The 17635-nt window shown below is 62.2% G+C and carries 13 protein-coding genes; 8 read left to right on the forward strand and 5 right to left on the reverse strand.

The annotated features are described in order from the left end of the window. The first annotated feature begins 97 nt into the window (after positions 1-97). Complete coding sequence (gcvP, locus tag APH34_RS19185; RefSeq protein WP_054902475.1) at positions 98-2971, forward strand: aminomethyl-transferring glycine dehydrogenase; 2874 nt, start codon at positions 98-100, stop codon at positions 2969-2971. A 117-nt stretch (positions 2972-3088) separates the two neighbouring features. Here the strand turns inward: gcvP and APH34_RS19190 are convergent, their stop codons facing one another. From APH34_RS19190 to APH34_RS19200, 3 genes are all read right to left on the reverse strand, one after another. Continuing rightward, the gene (locus APH34_RS19190; RefSeq protein WP_054902476.1) at positions 3089-3403 is read right to left on the reverse strand and encodes a DUF2388 domain-containing protein; all 315 of its coding nucleotides are present in this window, start codon (positions 3401-3403) and stop codon (positions 3089-3091) included. An 89-nt stretch (positions 3404-3492) separates the two neighbouring features. After that, positions 3493-5178 carry a GspE/PulE family protein gene (locus tag APH34_RS19195; protein ID WP_054902477.1) on the reverse strand — a complete coding sequence of 562 codons (1686 nt, stop codon included), beginning with the start codon at positions 5176-5178 and terminating at the stop codon, positions 3493-3495. 102 nt (positions 5179-5280) lie between these two features. Continuing rightward, a complete protein-coding gene (locus tag APH34_RS19200) occupies positions 5281-5586 on the reverse strand; it encodes a hypothetical protein (protein WP_054902478.1) in 306 nt (101 codons plus the stop codon). A gap of 127 nt (positions 5587-5713) precedes the next feature. On the opposite strand from APH34_RS19200, the gene APH34_RS19205 reads away from it, so the two are divergent. Then, complete coding sequence (locus APH34_RS19205; RefSeq protein ID WP_054902479.1) at positions 5714-6184, forward strand: Lrp/AsnC family transcriptional regulator; 471 nt, start codon at positions 5714-5716, stop codon at positions 6182-6184. Positions 6185-6258: 74 nt separating this feature from the next. Here the strand turns inward: APH34_RS19205 and APH34_RS19210 are convergent, their stop codons facing one another. Continuing rightward, positions 6259-7635, reverse strand: coding sequence for an inorganic triphosphatase (locus tag APH34_RS19210; RefSeq protein WP_054902480.1), 1377 nt, complete (start codon positions 7633-7635; stop codon positions 6259-6261). 115 nt (positions 7636-7750) lie between these two features. Between APH34_RS19210 and argE the strand changes: the two genes are divergently transcribed. Both argE and argA read left to right on the forward strand, forming a co-directional pair. Beyond that, entirely contained in the window at positions 7751-8893 is a 1143-nt protein-coding gene (gene argE, locus APH34_RS19215; protein ID WP_054902481.1) for an acetylornithine deacetylase, read from the forward strand. Between the two features lie 126 nt (positions 8894-9019). After that, positions 9020-10318, forward strand: a complete 1299-nt coding sequence (argA, locus tag APH34_RS19220; protein WP_054902482.1) for an amino-acid N-acetyltransferase — start codon at positions 9020-9022, stop codon at positions 10316-10318. A 76-nt stretch (positions 10319-10394) separates the two neighbouring features. Here the strand turns inward: argA and APH34_RS19225 are convergent, their stop codons facing one another. Continuing rightward, on the reverse strand, positions 10395-11771 hold the full coding sequence (locus APH34_RS19225) for a glutamine synthetase family protein (RefSeq protein WP_054902483.1): 1377 nt from the start codon (positions 11769-11771) through the stop codon (positions 10395-10397). A 574-nt stretch (positions 11772-12345) separates the two neighbouring features. Here APH34_RS19225 and APH34_RS19230 point away from each other — a divergent pair. The 4 genes from APH34_RS19230 (at position 12346) to APH34_RS19245 (ending at position 17635) form a co-directional block, all read left to right on the forward strand. Next, entirely contained in the window at positions 12346-13704 is a 1359-nt protein-coding gene (locus APH34_RS19230) for a glutamine synthetase family protein (RefSeq protein WP_054902484.1), read from the forward strand. Between the two features lie 48 nt (positions 13705-13752). Next, positions 13753-15114 (forward strand): aspartate aminotransferase family protein, encoded by a 1362-nt coding sequence (locus APH34_RS19235; protein ID WP_054902485.1) that lies wholly within the window; start codon positions 13753-13755, stop codon positions 15112-15114. A 169-nt stretch (positions 15115-15283) separates the two neighbouring features. Then, positions 15284-16381 (forward strand): polyamine ABC transporter substrate-binding protein, encoded by a 1098-nt coding sequence (locus tag APH34_RS19240; RefSeq protein ID WP_054902486.1) that lies wholly within the window; start codon positions 15284-15286, stop codon positions 16379-16381. 159 nt (positions 16382-16540) lie between these two features. After that, complete coding sequence (locus APH34_RS19245; RefSeq protein WP_054902487.1) at positions 16541-17635, forward strand: polyamine ABC transporter substrate-binding protein; 1095 nt, start codon at positions 16541-16543, stop codon at positions 17633-17635.

The following is a 17635-nucleotide window of genomic DNA, read 5'->3' on the forward strand; positions in this document are numbered from 1 at the left end:
AGGCCGGTATTGCCCAGACAAGTTTTCCCGCAGTATCGGCAATCCTTCCTAGACTTATAAGTCTCCATGAGACCTGGTCCAGGAAGAGAGCGTCGTCATGTCCCAGTCGCCATCCCTGCAGCAACTGCAAGAGCTCAACCCGTTCCTGCGCCGCCACCTGGGGCCCGATGCCTCGGAGCAGCAGGCCATGCTCAGCGCGCTGGGCCTCAACAGCCGCAGCGAGTTGATCGAGCAGACCGTGCCGCCGGGCATCCGCTTGAACCGCGCCCTCGACTTGCCACCGGCCTTGGATGAGCAGGCCGCACTGGCCAGGCTCGCCAGTTACGCCGAGCAGAATCAGCTGTGGACAAGCCTGATCGGCATGGGCTACCACGGCACCATCACACCCACTGTCATTCTGCGCAACGTGCTGGAAAACCCGGGCTGGTACACCGCCTACACGCCTTACCAACCTGAAATCGCGCAAGGCCGGCTCGAAGCCCTGCTCAACTTCCAGCAGATGGTGATCGACCTTACCGGCCTGGCATTGGCCAATGCTTCGCTGCTCGACGAGGCCACCGCAGCTGCCGAAGCCATGGCGCTGGCCAAGCGCGTGACGCGTAACAAGCGCAACGCGTTCTTCGCCGACGAGCACTGCCATCCGCAGACGCTCTCGGTGCTGCGTACCCGTGCCGAAGGCTTTGGTTTCGAGTTGATCGTCGACTCTGTGGATAACCTTGCCCAGCATCAGGTATTCGGCGCGCTGCTGCAGTACCCGGACACCCAGGGTGAGGTACGCGACCTGCGCCCCCTCATCGACCAGCTACACAGCCAACAGGCGTTGGCCTGCGTGGCGGCGGACCTGCTGAGCCTGGTGGTGCTGACACCGCCCGGCGAGTTTGGCGCCGATGTGGTGCTTGGCTCGACCCAGCGCTTCGGTGTGCCTATGGGCTACGGCGGCCCGCATGCAGCCTATTTCGCCTGTCGCGACGACTACAAGCGGGCCATGCCGGGCCGCATCATTGGCGTGTCCCGCGACGCCCGTGGCAACACCGCGCTGCGCATGGCCTTGCAGACCCGTGAACAACACATCCGCCGTGAGAAGGCCAACTCCAACATCTGCACGGCCCAGGTGCTGCTGGCCAACATCGCCGGCTTCTATGCGGTGTACCACGGCCCTGAAGGCTTGCAGCGCATCGCCCAGCGCGTCCACCGGCTCACCGTCGTATTGGCCGCGGGCCTTGAGGCGAAGGGGATCAAGCGTCTCAACCAGTATTTCTTCGACACGCTGACCCTTGAGGTGGGCGGCGCCCAGGCGGCGATCATCGAAAGCGCCGAGGCGGCGCGGATCAACCTGCGCATTCTGGGGCGTGGCCAGCTGGGTGTAAGCCTGGACGAGACCTGCAGCGAAGACACTGTGTTGCGGCTATTCGACATCTTCCTTGGAGTGGACCATGGCCTGGAGGTGCCCGGCCTTGACCAGCAGGTCCTGCCGGAAGGCATTCCCGCGGCACTGGCACGGCGCACACCGTTTCTCGGCCATCCGGTGTTCAACCTGCACCACAGCGAAACCGAGATGCTGCGCTATCTCAAACAACTGGAGAACAAGGACCTGGCACTGAACCAGTCGATGATCCCGCTGGGTTCCTGCACCATGAAACTCAACGCCACCAGTGAGATGATTCCCATTACGTGGCCTGCGTTCGCCCAGCTCCATCCCTTCGCGCCTGCGGGCCAGACCACGGGCTACAAGGCGATGATCGACGAACTGGAACGCTGGTTATGCGCCATAACGGGGTTCGACGCCATCTGCATGCAACCCAATTCCGGCGCCCAGGGCGAATACGCCGGCCTCATGGCCATCACCCGCTATCACCGCAGCCGCCACCAGCCGCAGCGCACCCTGTGCCTGATCCCTTCCTCGGCCCACGGTACCAACCCGGCTTCGGCACAAATGGCGGGCATGGAGGTGGTGATCGTCGACTGCGATGACGACGGCAACGTCGACCTTGGCGACCTCAAGGCCAAAGCCAGTGCCGCAGGCGAGCGATTGTCCTGCCTGATGGTCACCTACCCATCGACCCATGGCGTGTATGAGGAGGGCATTCGGGAAATCTGTGAGGTCGTGCACCAGCACGGCGGCCAGGTCTACATGGATGGCGCCAACCTCAATGCCCAGGTGGGTTTGGCCAGGCCCGCGGACATCGGTGCCGACGTGTCGCACATGAACCTGCACAAGACCTTCTGCATCCCCCACGGTGGGGGTGGCCCTGGCATGGGGCCGATTGGCATTCGCGCCCACCTCACGCCGTTTGTCGCCAGCCACCCAGTGGTGCCCGTGCCCGGCCTGGACCCGAACAACAGCGCAGTCAGTGCAGCACCCTGGGGCAGCGCGAGCATTCTGCCGATCAGCTGGATGTACATCGCCATGATGGGCCCGCAGCTGGCGGATGCCAGCGAGGTGGCGATCCTGTCGGCCAACTACCTGGCCAGTCAGCTGGGCGGGGCCTTCCCGGTGCTGTATCGCGGCCGTAACCAGCGGGTGGCGCATGAATGCATTCTCGACCTCAGGCCACTCAAGGCGCAGACCGGTATCACGGAAGAGGACGTGGCCAAGCGCCTGATGGATTACGGCTTCCATGCGCCGACCATGTCGTTCCCGGTGCCAGGTACGCTGATGGTCGAGCCGACCGAGAGCGAGTCCAAGGCCGAGCTGGACCGGTTCGTCGAGGCGATGCTGGCGATCCGCGCAGAAATCGGCGAGGTGCAGCAGGGCAACTGGACGGCGGAGGACAACCCGCTCAAGCATGCGCCGCATACGCTGGCCGATGTGCTTGCACCGTGGAGCCGGCCATACAGCCTGGAGGAGGCGGTCGCCCCCAGTGCTCACGTGCGCCAGCACAAGTACTGGCCTGCGGTGAACCGGGTCGACAATGTGTATGGGGACAGGAATCTGTTCTGTGCGTGTGTGCCGGTGGAGGCGTATCGCTAGGGCGTCAGAGCGGCTATGGGGGCGTTGCAGACAAACCCGCCCCCACAGGTGCTGCGCCGCTGGCAGCGCGGTGCGATCCCTATGGGAGCGGGTTTACCCGCGAAAAGCACGACGCGGTTATTCGGTTACTGCATTTCTGGCCAGGATGGCGTTGGCCAATTCCATGTCGCTGGCTTGCAGGCCGGGGTGCTCAGCCCGCACCTGGCGCATCGCGGACTCCAGGAACGGCCCACGAATGGCGCCGTCGCTGGCCACGAAGCTGCCCGCATCCTCCTGCGCCGCGAGCACCAGCTTGTGGTCCCTGGACGTCAGGTAGGTGGACCCGGTGGTTGCGCCGGAAGAAAGCACATTGCGCCAGAAGGTATCGGCCATGGCGGAGCCAATAGGCAGCGACAGCAGGGCAGCGGCTGCGATGGCGGTTTTAAGACGCATGATGAAACACCTCGAAGGGTGAGGGCTGATGATGCCCGCTTTGATCCTGTCAGGCAGGCCCAAGTTCCTTGAAAACAACGGTTTTTTGCTCAGGCACAGACGCGTAGCACCTCTTCCAGGCGGGTCAGACCGCGGGCCACTTTGGCTTCCCCGCAACCGCGCAGGTCTTGTAACCCTTCCTGTCGCGCCTGGTGCCGCAGGCTGGCAACATCCGCCCCGGCCGCTATGCGGTCGCGCATCCCTTCGCTTGGAATCAGCAGCTCGAACAGGCCCGTGCGGCCATGGAAGCCTGTGCCCCGGCAGGTCAGGCAGGGTTGGCCGCTGGCGCTCGATGGCGAACCCTGGCATTGAGCGCACAGCAGGCGCACCAGGCGTTGAGCCATGACCCCGCCCAGGGTGGCGGTGATCAGGTAATTGGCCACGCCCAGCTCCTGCAGGCGGGTGATGGCGCTGCAACTGTCGTTGGTGTGCAGGGTCGATAGCACCAGATGCCCCGTCAGTGCCGCCTGCACCGCCACCAGCGCGGTTTCGCGGTCACGTATTTCACCGATCATGATGATGTCAGGGTCCTGGCGCAGCAACGCGCGCACGCCATTGGCAAAACCCAGGTCCAGGGCCGGCTGAACCTGAAGCTGGTTGAACGCTGGCTCCAGCCGCTCGATAGGGTCTTCGATGGTGCAAAGGTTGACCTCCGGCGTGGCCAGTAGCTTGAGGCTGGCGTACAGCGTGCTGGTCTTGCCCGAGCCAGTGGGGCCGGTAACCAGCAGCATGCCTTGGCGGCGCTGCAGCAGGGCTTGCCATTGCGCCAGCTGCTCGTCTTGCAGGCCCAGATGATCGAAGTCTTCACGTAACTGCTGCGGGTCGAACAGCCGCAGCACCAGCTTCTCGCCGAATGGGGTCGGCAGGGTCGACAGGCGCAGTTCCACTTCGCGCCCCCCTGGCAGGCTACTTTGCACACGACCATCTTGCGGTCGGCGTTTCTCTGCTACATCCATGCGGCCCAGATGCTTGAGGCGGCTGACGACAGCCAGGGTCACGCTGGCGGGGAAGGCGTAAACCGTATGCAGCAGCCCGTCTATGCGGTAGCGCAGCCGGCCCTGCTCGCGACGCGGTTCCAGATGAACATCGCTGGCACGCTGCTCGACTGCGTACTGCAACAGCCAGTCGACGATGTGCACGATGTGGGCGTCGGTGGCAGCGGCCTCACCCTGGTGCCTGCCCAGCTCCAGCAACTGATCGAGTTCGCCAAGGCTGGCCGACTGCTGGTGTTGCGCGCCCTTTACCGACTGGGCCAGGCGCTGGAACGACTGCCCTGACTGACGGATCTGCAGCGGGCTGGCCAGTACGCGACGAATGGATCGGCCCAGGCTACGGGCCAGGTCTGCCTGCCAGTCATCCTGGTAGGGCTGGGCGCTGGCAACGGTGATGCTGGATGCGTCGGCGGCGACGATGAGGATGCCATGACGTTGGGCAAAGGCCGGTGAGATCAGGCCGGCGACCTGGGGTAGGTCGAGTTGCATAGGGTCGATGCGCAGGAAGGGTTGCCCGACCTTGTTGGCCAGCCATTGGCAGAGGTAGTTCAGGTCCAGGGGCTGGCCGGGCTGCTGGCGGTTTTCCAGGCGGCAGTCGGCGATTTGCTCCAGCGGGTGGCCGGTGGGGTGAGCAGCAGCGTATTCGAGCACTTGAAGGGTGTCGTTGGCTTGCAGGTGCTGGTCTGCAAGCAAGGCCTGGAGCACGCGCTTGAGGTCGAGTGCCGGGTTGTCGGGGGTGTGCATGGCTGGCATCCGTGCCTGAGGGAGTGCTGATCAAGGCTAGCCGGAGGGGCGAGGGTTACCGAAGTTGAAGGGTTTCGGGATTTTGCTGGGGCCGGTAAACGCTTAGACAGCCGCCAATTCCAGCCGCTGCAGGTTGGTCAGGCTCACTTCACCCACACACACCAGGTTACGCAGTTTCTGCGCAATCACCTGCGCCCGGTGCCAGCTCAACCCGCCGATGCCAACCTCGATATCCAGCCAATCATCTTGCTGGCTGACCTGCACGCTGTGCGGAGTCAGAAATTGCAGGGCGAATAGGTTGAGCACCCGGCACAGGCTGTCGGGCTCGGCCTCGGCCTGCAGGCGATAGTGCACGGTGCTGTGGGCATTGTTGGCGGCCCAGGCGTCGGTACGGGGCTGTGGGTTCATGCTCGTCTCCGCAAAATGTGGGAGAAATTCTTGCACGTTGTTCGCGGTATTTTTTCGCTATGATTCGGTTATTTCGTTCTATTTGCAAATTGATCAATTCGCAAAATATTCAATAGGAGAATCAATAATGCACAGCGAGCTGGATGCCTACGACCGTCGCATTCTCGAACTGCTCCAAGAGGACGCTTCGCTGTCCAGCGCGCAGATCGCCGAGCGTGTCGGGCTGTCGCAGTCGCCGTGCTGGCGGCGCATTCAGCGCTTGAAGGAAGAGGGGGTGATCCGCGGGCAGGTGACCCTGCTCGACCGCAAAAAGGTCGGCCTGAACACTCAGATATTTGCCGAGGTGAAACTCAACGCCCACGGTCGCTCCAACTTCACTGAATTTACCGAGGCGATCCGCGGCTTTCCGGAAGTGCTGGAGTGTTATGTACTGATGGGGTCGGTGGACTTCCTGCTGCGAATCGTCACGCAGGATATTGAAGCCTATGAACGGTTCTTCTTCGAAAAGCTGTCGAACGTGCCGGGAATTCAGGAGGTGAATTCGATTGTGGCACTGTCGGAAATCAAGTCCACCACCAGCCTGCCACTGGCGCGCTGAAGCATTCGCGGGCAAGCCCACTCCCCAGGATCCGAACTACCGTTCTGTGGGAGCGGGTTTACCCGCGACGCGCTTCAAGCCTTGAGCAGATGCTTCCAGCCCCGGCTCTGATCGATCGCACGGGCCTGCTCGACACGGGCTTCGAGCAGCTCGCCAGGCTCTTGCGACAGCGGCAGCTCAGCCAGCTCGTGCAGTTTTTTCAGGTCGCCATACAGGCGGTCCATCTGCGGCGCTTCGAGGACCTGGCGCGCATGGTGCAGCCAGGCCAGCAACTGCTCGATGCGCGGCAGTTGTTCAGCCAGGTCTTCCGGGCGCTGGGTGTAAAGTGGCAACTTCAGCGCGCGGCCCTCTTCGGCCAGCAGGTGAGCCAACCAACTGGCCAGCTGTGCCTTGCCCTGGCGCTCGCCACGGCCCTTGCGCTCTGCGGTCCAGGCGCGGGCGAGCAGCCAGCGCGAAGTCTCCAGAGAGAACTGGCCCCAGCGTACATCCTCGAGCTCTTCCAGGAACTGCTCAGGCGCTGCGCGGCGGATGTCTTCGTCATCGTTGCCGGCCTGCACCAGCGGGCGCCAGTCTTCCAGCAGCGCATCGAGGCTGGCCCGCAGCTCGCGGGTCGTTGCCCGTGGCGCGGCCTGGCCCAGGCTGGCAACCAGTGCGCGCAGTTCGGCCAGGCACTGCACCCAGTCCTGCAACAGGCGCCAGTGGCCGTTGTGGCGGTACTGTTCGGCCAGGCGCTGGCTGCTGCCCAGCAACTGCCAGGCGAGGGCCGTGAAGGCGTCGTCCAAGGCCATTTCGGCGTCCAGCTCGGTGCTGGGCAAGCCCAGCTCGTAGCTGTCCGGCTCCAGCAGGCGGTAGCCGCGTTCGGCCTTGCTGATGTCGCACGGCATCAGGGGCAGGCTGGCAGCCAGCTCAGCCGCCAGTTCCAACAGGGCTTGCGGGTCGCCTTCGCGCAGCTCAAGTTCCAGCTCGCAGATCTCTTCCTTGCGCTTGCCGGCAATGACGAAGCCTTGGTCCAGGGCGGCTTCGATCACCACTTTGGTCTTGCCACGGCCCCAGGCGATTTCAGCGAACTCGCGAGTGAAATCGGTGGTGAACAGCGGCTTGATGGTTTTCTTGTCCAGCGCGGCCAGCTGCTCGGGCCAGCAGGTGGCGTCGAGCTTTTTCAGGTCGAGCTTGACCTTGTCCAGGTGCCACTCGAATTCGTTGCGCTCGGACAGGCCGGCGACGCTCTGGCCGCGGCACTTCAGGGTCTGGATGATCTCCTCGCCATCGCGGCGCAGGCGCAGCGCGACACGGGCAGCAGAAAGGTCGCGCTCTGGGGTGTCGAAGTACTGGTTGAGCAGCTCGCGGGTCTGCCAGCCGGACTTGTTGCGCTTTTTCAGCAGAGGGTGCTCGCGCAGTGCGGCCAGGGTGTCGCGGCTGGCGCGAAGCTTGAGTTCGGTTTCTTTGTGCATCGCAGGCTCGAAGGGAGGGCGTGATTGCCGTGCAGTCTACAGGACTAGGCCGGCAACGGTTTATTCCTTACGGCGGATGGCCCTATGATGGGCAACGCTTCCGAGGAGTTTGCGCATGCCGTTGCCACCGCTCAAAGACCAGTTTGCCGCCTTGATCGCCGCGCCCTCGGTCAGTTGCACCCAAGCTGCGCTGGACCAGTCCAACCGTCAGGTCATTGACCTGCTGGCCGGCTGGTTGGCTGACCTGGGTTTCAGTTGCGATATCCAGCAGGTCAGCCCAGGCAAGTTCAACCTGCTGGCCAGCCGTGGCACCGGCCCAGGTGGCCTGGTGCTGGCCGGGCACAGCGATACCGTACCGTATGACGAACAGCTGTGGGCCAGCGACCCGCTGAAGCTCACCGAAGTCGATGGCCGTTGGGTAGGGCTGGGCAGCTGCGACATGAAAGGCTTCTTCGCACTGGTCATTGAAGCGGTGCTTCCACTGCTGGAGCATGACTTCAAGCAACCGCTGCTGATCCTTGCCACCTGCGACGAAGAAAGTTCGATGTCCGGTGCTCGCGCCCTGGCCGAGACTGGGCAGCCGCTTGGCCGTGCAGCGGTTATCGGCGAGCCGACGGGCTTGCGGCCGATCCGCATGCACAAGGGCATCCTCATGGACCGTATCGATATTCTCGGCCGTAGCGGCCATTCCTCCGACCCAAGCCTGGGCCGCAGTGCGATGGAGGCCATGCACGCGGTGATGGGTGAGCTGATGGGCCTGCGCCGGCAATGGCAGGAAACCTATCGCAACCCACAGTTCACCGTGCCCACGCCGACGATGAACTTCGGCTGCATCCACGGTGGCGACAACCCCAACCGCATCTGCGGGCAATGTGCGCTGGAGTTCGATCTGCGGCCTTTGCCAGGCATGGACGTCGAGCAACTGCGTGCGGCCATTCGTGAAAAACTCCGCCCTGTGGCCGAGCGCCATGAAGTGCGCATCGATTACGCACCGCTGTTCCCCGAGGTGCCACCGTTCGAGCAGGCTGCCGATGCCGAGCTGGTGCAAGTCGCCGAACGCCTGACTGGGCATCGCGCCGAAGCGGTGGCGTTTGGCACCGAAGCGCCTTATCTTCAGCAGCTCGGTTGCCAGACCATCGTGCTCGGCCCTGGCGACATAGCCTGCGCCCACCAGCCTGGCGAATACCTTGAAATGTCACGAATCGAGCCTACCGTGCGTCTATTGCGTGACCTGATCAGGCACTATTGCCTCCATTAAACGTCCACCCTGTTGATTCGTTCTTGCCTAGAGGAGACCGCGCGTGACCGCAAGCCTGTTCCGACGATGATCCTGAACGCCGTGTGATTCCACCGTTCTCCGTCCACTTTATCCACAGGCCCCGTCATGCCCGAATACGTCAACTGGCTACGTCATGCCTCCCCGTACATCAATGCCCATCGCGACTGCACCTTTGTGGTCATGCTCCCCGGCGATGGGGTGGAACACCCGAACTTCGGCAATATCGTCCATGACCTGGTGCTGTTGCACAGCCTGGGCGTGCGCCTGGTGCTGGTGCATGGTTCACGCCCGCAGATCGAAAGCCGCCTGGCTGATCGTGGGCTGACACCGCACTACCACCGTGGCATGCGCATTACCGATGCCGCCACCCTGGATTGCGTGATCGATGCTGTCGGCGCCTTGCGCCTGGCCATCGAGGCGCGCCTGTCGATGGACATCGCCGCTTCGCCGATGCAGGGCTCGCGCTTGCGCGTGGCGTCCGGCAACCTGGTCACGGCGCGGCCGATCGGCGTGCTCGAAGGGGTGGACTACCACCACACCGGCGAAGTACGCCGGGTCGATCGCAAGGGTATCAGCCGCTTGCTGGACGAGCGCTCCATCGTGCTGCTGTCGCCGCTGGGCTACTCGCCCACCGGGGAAATCTTCAACCTGGCCTGCGAAGACGTGGCCACCCGCGCCGCCATCGAGCTGGGCGCAGACAAGCTGCTGCTGTTCGGGGCTGAGCCGGGCCTGCTGGATGCCGATGGCAAGTTGGTACGCGAACTGCGGCCGCAGCAGGTTGCCCCGCATCTGCAGCGCCTGGGCAGCGATTACCAGGGCGAGCTGCTCGATGCTGCCGCCGAGGCGTGCAAGGGCGGCGTGGCGCGCAGCCATATCGTCAGCTATGCCGAAGATGGCGCGTTGCTGACCGAGCTGTTCACCCGGGGGGGTGGCGGTACGCTGGTATCGCAGGAGCAATTCGAAGTGGTGCGCGAGGCGACCATCGAGGACGTAGGGGGCTTGCTGGAACTGATCAGCCCGCTGGAAGAGCAGGGCATCCTGGTGCGTCGCTCGCGTGAGGTGCTGGAGCGGGAGATCGAGCAGTTCAGTGTGGTCGAGCGCGAAGGCATGATCATCGCCTGTGCGGCGTTGTACCCGATTGCCGATTCCGAGGCCGGGGAGCTGGCCTGTCTGGCGGTGAACCCGGAGTACCGCCATGGCGGGCGCGGGGATGAGTTGCTCGAGCGCATCGAGAGCCGGGCGCGGCAGTTGGGGCTCAATACCCTGTTCGTACTTACCACGCGCACTGCCCACTGGTTCCGCGAGCGTGGCTTTGCGCCCAGTGGCGTGGAGCGGCTGCCGGCGGCGCGGGCATCGCTCTACAACTACCAGCGCAATTCGAAGATTTTCGAGAAGGCGATCTGAGTGATGGTGATGGCCGCTTGGCGGGCAACTGCGCTCCCACAATGAAAAACGCCGCCCCGGAGGGCGGCGTTTTCGTTTACACGGTGTGCAGATACCAGTTGTACTCGAGGTCGGAAATCGAGTGCTCGAACTCCTCCAGCTCGCTCTCCTTGCACGCGACAAAAATGTCGATGTACTTCGGATCGATGTACTTGTTCAGGATCTCGCTGTCGTCCAACTCACGCAGGGCATCACGCAGGTTGTTCGGCAGGCTCTGCTCCAACTGCTCGTACGAGTTGCCTTCGATCGGCTCGCCTGGCTCGATCTTGTTGGTCAGGCCGTGGTGCACGCCTGCCAGAACGGCGGCCATCATCAGGTACGGGTTGGCGTCGGCACCCGCCACGCGGTGCTCCAGGCGTACGGCGTCCGGCGAGCCGGTTGGTACACGCAGTGCCACGGTGCGGTTGTCCAGGCCCCAGCTCGGCGCATTCGGCACATAGAACTGCGCGCCAAAGCGACGGTACGAGTTGACGTTCGGGCAGAGGAACGCCATGGACGCGGGCAGGGTCTCGAGCACACCGCCGACAGCGTGACGTAGCGCGGCGTTCTGCTCGGGATCCTCGCTGGTGAAGATGTTGTTACCATCTTTGTCCAGCACGGAAATGTGTACATGCAGGCCATTACCTGCCTGGCCCGGGTAGGGCTTGGCCATGAAGGTGGTGTCCATCTCATGGTCGTAGGCGATGTTCTTGATCAGGCGCTTGAGCAGCACGGCATAGTCGCAGGCCTTGAGCGGGTCCGGCACGTGGTGCAGGTTGACTTCGAACTGCGCCGGGGCGCTTTCCTTGACGATGGCGTCGGCCGGAATGCCTTGCTCCTTGGCACCTTCGAGGATGTCCTGGAGGCAGTCGGCGTATTCGTCGAGGTCGTCGATCAGGTACACCTGGGTCGACTGTGGGCGCTTGCCCGAGATCGGCGAGCGTGGTGGCTGCGGGCGGCCATTCACGTTTTCCTGGTCGATCAGGTAGAACTCCAGCTCGAACGCGGCGCAGATGGTCAGGCCCATATCGGTGAACTTGCTCACCACCTGACGCAGCACTTCGCGCGGGTCGGCGAAGAACGGCTCGCCTTCGAGTTCGTGCATGGTCATGAGCAATTGCGCGGTTGGGCGCTTTTGCCACGGTTCGTTGGAGAGGGTGCCAGGGATCGGGTAGCAGATACGGTCCGCATCGCCGATGTCCAGGCCAAGCCCGGTGCTTTCGACGGTGGAACCGTTGATGTCCAGGGCGAAAAGGGAGGCAGGCAGGTTGATGCCTTTCTCGTAAACCTTGTGGAGGCTGGTGCGCTCTATGCGCTTGCCGCGCACCACACCATTCATATCTGCAATCAGAAGGTCAACGTAGAGAACCTCAGGATGTTCCTTAAGGAACGCGTTCGCTTCGTTAAGCTGAACGGCACGCGGGGGTACCGACATGATGCAACACCTTTGTTGTTAAAAATATCAATCAAGGGGGGCTTGCAGGTCCAGTCAATCGAAAAGACATACTGATGTCAAGCCAACCCCATGATGCCCTGAAATGGCACATCGACGGCAGATTTGCTGCATATCGGGGCGTGCCATTATCCGCTATTTCCTTGCTGAAGGGCTATCTCCGACATGCCGTGTTTTATTTTTTACGGAGGTGTTGTGTAAAAAAATGAACAAGGCTAAGCTCGGCCTCAACCCAGAACACAATAATACGAGGGTCACATGGTCCGCTTTTTGCGACCTGAAAGCGCTGCCTGTGCAGTGCGCTCGGGTATCCCTGTCGTTGCAGCAAGCCTCAATCGCGCTGTGGTCGCCCTGGCCGCAATAATTGACGTTTTGCCCAGCTGGACCACCCTTCGTAGCGCCGTTTCGCTTCCCTTCTTGTATTCCTGCCCTTCGAACTCATTACGGACACGCGTGTTTCCAGTGTATCCACTGTGCTCCTGCATGGGGGTTTTTGCTTTAGCAATCTACTCCATCCAGAATCAATGCGCGGACCACATTACCTCCTGAGGTATCTATGAGTAACAACCTCGACCAGCTCACCGATTGGTTGAAAGAGCACAAGATCACCGAAGTCGAATGCCTGATCAGCGACCTGACCGGCATCACCCGCGGCAAGATCTCGCCGACCAACAAGTTCATCGCCGAAAAAGGCATGCGCCTGCCCGAGAGCGTGCTGCTGCAGACCGTGACGGGCGATTACGTCGACGACGACATCTATTACGAACTGCTCGATCCGGCCGACATCGACATGATCTGCCGCCCCGATGAAAACGCCGTGTTCCTGGTGCCATGGGCCATCGAGCCGACCGCCCAGGTCATTCACGACACCTACGACAAGAAGGGCAACCCGGTCGAGCTGTCACCGCGCAACGTCTTGAAGAAAGTGCTCAAGCTCTACGCCGACAAGGGCTGGCAGCCGATCGTCGCCCCCGAGATGGAGTTCTACCTGACCAAGCGCAGCGAAGACCCAGACTTTCCGCTGCAACCGCCGGTAGGCCGCTCGGGCCGCCCGGAAACCGGCCGGCAGTCCTTCTCGATCGAGGCCGCCAACGAATTCGACCCGCTGTTCGAGGACGTCTACGACTGGTGCGAACTGCAGCAGCTGGACCTCGACACGCTGATCCACGAAGACGGCACCGCGCAGATGGAAATCAACTTCCGTCACGGCGATGCCCTGCATCTGGCCGACCAGATTCTGGTGTTCAAGCGCACCATGCGCGAGGCCGCGCTCAAGCACAACGTGGCCGCCACCTTCATGGCCAAGCCCATGACCGGCGAGCCGGGGAGTGCCATGCACCTGCACCAGAGCGTGGTCGATGCGGTCACCGGCAAGAACATCTTCAGTAACGAAGACGGCAGCATGAGTGAGCTGTTCCTGTACCACATCGGTGGCCTGCAGAAGTTCATCCCCGAAGCGCTGCCGCTGTTCGCCCCCAACGTCAACTCGTTCCGCCGCTTCCTGCCTGACACCTCGGCACCGGTGAACGTCGAGTGGGGTGAAGAGAACCGCACCGTCGGCCTGCGCGTGCCGGACGCCGGCCCGCAGAACCGCCGTGTCGAGAACCGCCTGCCAGGCGCCGACGCCAACCCGTACCTGGCCATCGCCGCCAGTTTGCTGTGCGGCTACATCGGCATGGTCGAAGGCATTGCCGCCAGCGCGCCGGTGCAGGGCCGCGGCTACGAACGGCGCAACCTGCGCCTGCCACTGACCATCGAAGATGCCCTGGAGCGCATGGAGGTCAGCCGCGCGCTGACCCAGTACCTGGGCAAGAAATTCATCACCGGCTACGTCGCCACCAAACGCGCCGAGCATGAGAACTTCAAGCGTGTCATCAGCTCCTGGGAGCGTGAGTTCCTGCTATTTGCTGTGTGATCAACCCTGAGGCCGCCCCCCGGCGGCCACCGGACCATGGAGAAGCACATGAGCGTCAACAACCCGCAAACCCGTGAATGGCAAACCCTGAGCGGCGAGCACCACCTTGCACCTTTCAGTGACTACAAGCAGCTGAAGGAGAAGGGGCCGCGCATCATCACCAAGGCGCAGGGCGTGCATTTGTGGGACAGCGAGGGGCACAAGATCCTCGACGGCATGGCCGGCCTGTGGTGCGTTGCGGTCGGTTACGGCCGTGAAGAACTGGTGCAGGCCGCGCAAAAGCAGATGCGCGAACTGCCGTACTACAACCTGTTCTTCCAGACCGCCCACCCGCCTGCGCTGGAGCTGGCCAAGGCCATCACCGAGGTGGCGCCGCAGGGCATGACCCACGTGTTCTTCACCGGCTCCGGCTCCGAAGGTAACGACACCGTATTGCGGATGGTCCGCCACTACTGGGCGCTCAAGGGCAAGCCGCAGAAGCAGACCATCATCGGCCGGATCAATGGCTACCATGGTTCCACCGTCGCCGGTGCCAGCCTGGGCGGCATGAGCGGCATGCATGAACAGGGCGGCCTGCCGATCCCCGGCATCGTGCACATTGCGCAGCCGTACTGGTACGGTGAAGGCGGTGACATGACTCCGGACGCGTTCGGTGTGTGGGCAGCGGAGCAACTGGAGAAGAAGATCCTGGAAGTGGGCGAGGACAATGTCGCCGCCTTCATCGCCGAGCCCATCCAGGGCGCCGGCGGGGTGATCATTCCGCCAGAAACCTACTGGCCAAAGGTCAAGGAGATCCTCGCCAAGTACGACATCCTGTTCGTCGCCGACGAAGTGATCTGCGGTTTCGGCCGTACCGGCGAATGGTTCGGCTCCGACTATTACGACCTCAAGCCCGACCTGATGACCATCGCCAAGGGGCTTACCTCCGGTTACATCCCTATGGGCGGTGTGATCGTGCGTGACACGGTAGCCAAGGTGCTGAGCGAGGGCGGCGATTTCAACCACGGCTTCACCTATTCCGGCCACCCGGTAGCGGCCGCGGTAGGTCTGGAAAACCTGCGCATTCTGCGCGACGAAAAGATTGTCGAGAAGGCGCGCACGGAAGTGGCACCGTACTTGCAAAAACGTTTGCGTGAGCTGCAGGACCACCCGCTGGTGGGCGAGGTACGCGGCCTGGGCCTGCTCGGTGCGATCGAGCTGGTCAAGGACAAGGCCACGCGCAGCCGTTACGAAGGCAAAGGGGTGGGCATGGTGTGCCGCAACTTCTGCTTCGACAACGGCCTGATCATGCGCGCGGTGGGCGACACCATGATCATTGCACCCCCTTTGGTGATCACCCATGCGGAGGTCGACGAGCTGGTGGCAAAGGCGCGCAAGTGCCTGGACCTGACCCTCGAAGCGATCCGTTGAGCGCCTGCTAGGCTAGCGATGTGACATTAAGTCGTTACAAGGGGCTGCTTTCCTTGAAACAGCGCCTTGTAACTTGCCAGACTAGCGGCTGTTCCAGTCGCCCGGCGCTCTGCACCGTAGGTCCTGGCTGCTGAACAGATGGCTAAATAAAAATTCTGGAGCATGACGCATGAAGAAAATGGGCAAGACGTTGCTGGCCGCCGCCCTGATGGGTGCCATGGCCACCGCTGTACAGGCTGAAGACAAGGTGCTGAACGTCTACAACTGGTCGGACTACATCGCTCCGGACACCATCGCGAAGTTTGAGAAGCAGACCGGCATCAAGGTCAAATACGACGTCTTCGACAGCAACGAAACCCTGGAAGCCAAGCTGCTGGCAGGCAAGTCCGGCTATGACATCGTCGTGCCGTCCAACAACTTCCTGGCCAAGCAGATCAAAGCCGGCGTCTACGAGGAGCTGGACCGCTCCAAACTGCCGAACTGGAAGAACCTCGACGAAGACCTGCTAAAGGCCGTCGGTGATGCCAGCGACCAGGGCAACAAGCATGCCTTCCCCTACATGTGGGGCTCGATCGGCATCGGCTACAACCCGGAAAAGGTCAAAGCTGCACTGGGTGTGGACAAGATCGACTCGTGGGATACCGTGTTCAAGCCTGAGAACATCGCCAAGCTCAAAAGCTGCGGCGTAAGCTTCCTCGATGCACCGACCGAGATGATCCCGGCCGCGCTGCACTACCTGGGCAAGCCGACCAACAGCACCACCAAGGAAGACCTGAAGGCGGCCGAGGACCTGTTCCTGAAGATTCGTCCGTCGATCACCTACTTCCACTCCTCCAAGTACATCGGCGACATGGCCAACGGCAACATCTGTGTGGCCGTCGGCTACTCGGGTGACCTGGAGCAGTCCAAGGCGCGTGCTCACGAAGCCGGCGACAAGGTCAAGGTCGAGTACATCATTCCGAAAGAGGGCGCAGGTACCTTCTACGACATGGTCGCCATTCCGAAGGATGCCGAGCACAAGGAAGCCGCCTACAAGTTCATGGACTTCCTGATGCAGCCAGAAGTCATGGCCGAGATCACCAACGCCGTGCGCTTCCCGAATGGCAACGCGGCGGCCACGCCGTTCGTGGACAAGGACATCACCAGCGACCCAAGCATCTATCCGCCTGCCGATGTGAAGAAGCACCTGTACGCGATCGCCGCGCCGGAAGCGTCTGCCCAGCGCCTCATCACCCGCAGCTGGACCAAGATCAAGTCGGGTAAATAAGCCCGATGCAGCACCTCTGGGCCGGGGTTTTTCGGCCCAGAGGCAATGAATGGCAATTGATGATTGCGGCATCGAAGCTGCGAAGGTAAGTTGCGCGCCGGTTTTGCGTGCGCGGCAGCATTGCGCCGTTACCAAGGCACTGATTTGAGGACCACCCACTTGTCTATTTCTGTATTGCGCAAAGCCTTGTTGGCTGGAGCGGGCCTGACGCTGGCATGCAGCGTCCAAGCGGCGCCTACGGTGCATCTCTACAACTGGTCCGACTACATCGGCCCGACCACACTCGCGGACTTCGAGAAAGCAACGGGCATCAAGCCCGTGCAGGATGTGTTCGACTCCAACGAAACCCTGGAAGGCAAACTGCTGGCGGGCAACACCGGCTATGACGTGGTGGTGCCGTCCAACCATTTTCTTGGCAAGCAGATCAAGGCGGGCGCGTTCCAGAAGCTCGACAAGAGCCTGCTGCCCAACTATTCCAACCTGGACCCGGCGTTGATGAAGCGCCTGGAAAAGAACGACCCGGGTAACTTATACGCCGTGCCTTACCTGTGGGGCACCAATGGCATCGGCTACAACGTCGAGAAGGTAAAGGCGGCGCTGGGCGTGGACACCATCGATTCCTGGGCTGTGCTGTTCGAGCCCGAGAACATGAAGAAGCTCTCCAAGTGCGGTGTGGCGTTCCTCGACTCGGCCGACGAGATGCTTCCGGCGGTGCTCAACTACATGGGGCTGAACCCCAACAGCACCGACCCCAAGGATTATGCAAAGGCCGAGAAGAAGCTGCTGGCGGTACGCCCGTACGTGACCTACTTCCACTCGTCCAAATACATCACCGACCTGGCCAACGGCGACATCTGCGTCGCGGCAGGTTTCTCGGGTGATGTATTCCAGGCCAAGGCCCGTGCCGAAGAGGCAAAGAAGGGCGTGAAACTGGCCTACGCGATTCCCAAGGAAGGCGGCAACCTCTGGTTCGACGTGCTGGCGATTCCCAAGGACGCCAAGAACGTCAAGGAGGCCCACGCCTTCATCAACTATTTGCTGAAACCTGAGGTTATCGCCCAGGTCAGTGATTACGTCGGTTACGCCAACCCGAACCCCAAGGCTGGCGACCTGATGGACCAGGCCGTGAGGACTGACGCCGCGGTTTACCCACCGCAGGAAGTGCTGGACAAGATGTTCGTCAACAGTGAGTTGCCACCCAAGGTGCAACGTTTGATGACCCGCAGCTGGACCAAGGTCAAGTCGGGCAAGTAA

The organism is Pseudomonas sp. NBRC 111131 (genome assembly GCF_001320525.1).
In the GTDB taxonomy this organism is placed as follows: domain Bacteria; phylum Pseudomonadota; class Gammaproteobacteria; order Pseudomonadales; family Pseudomonadaceae; genus Aquipseudomonas; species Aquipseudomonas ceruminis.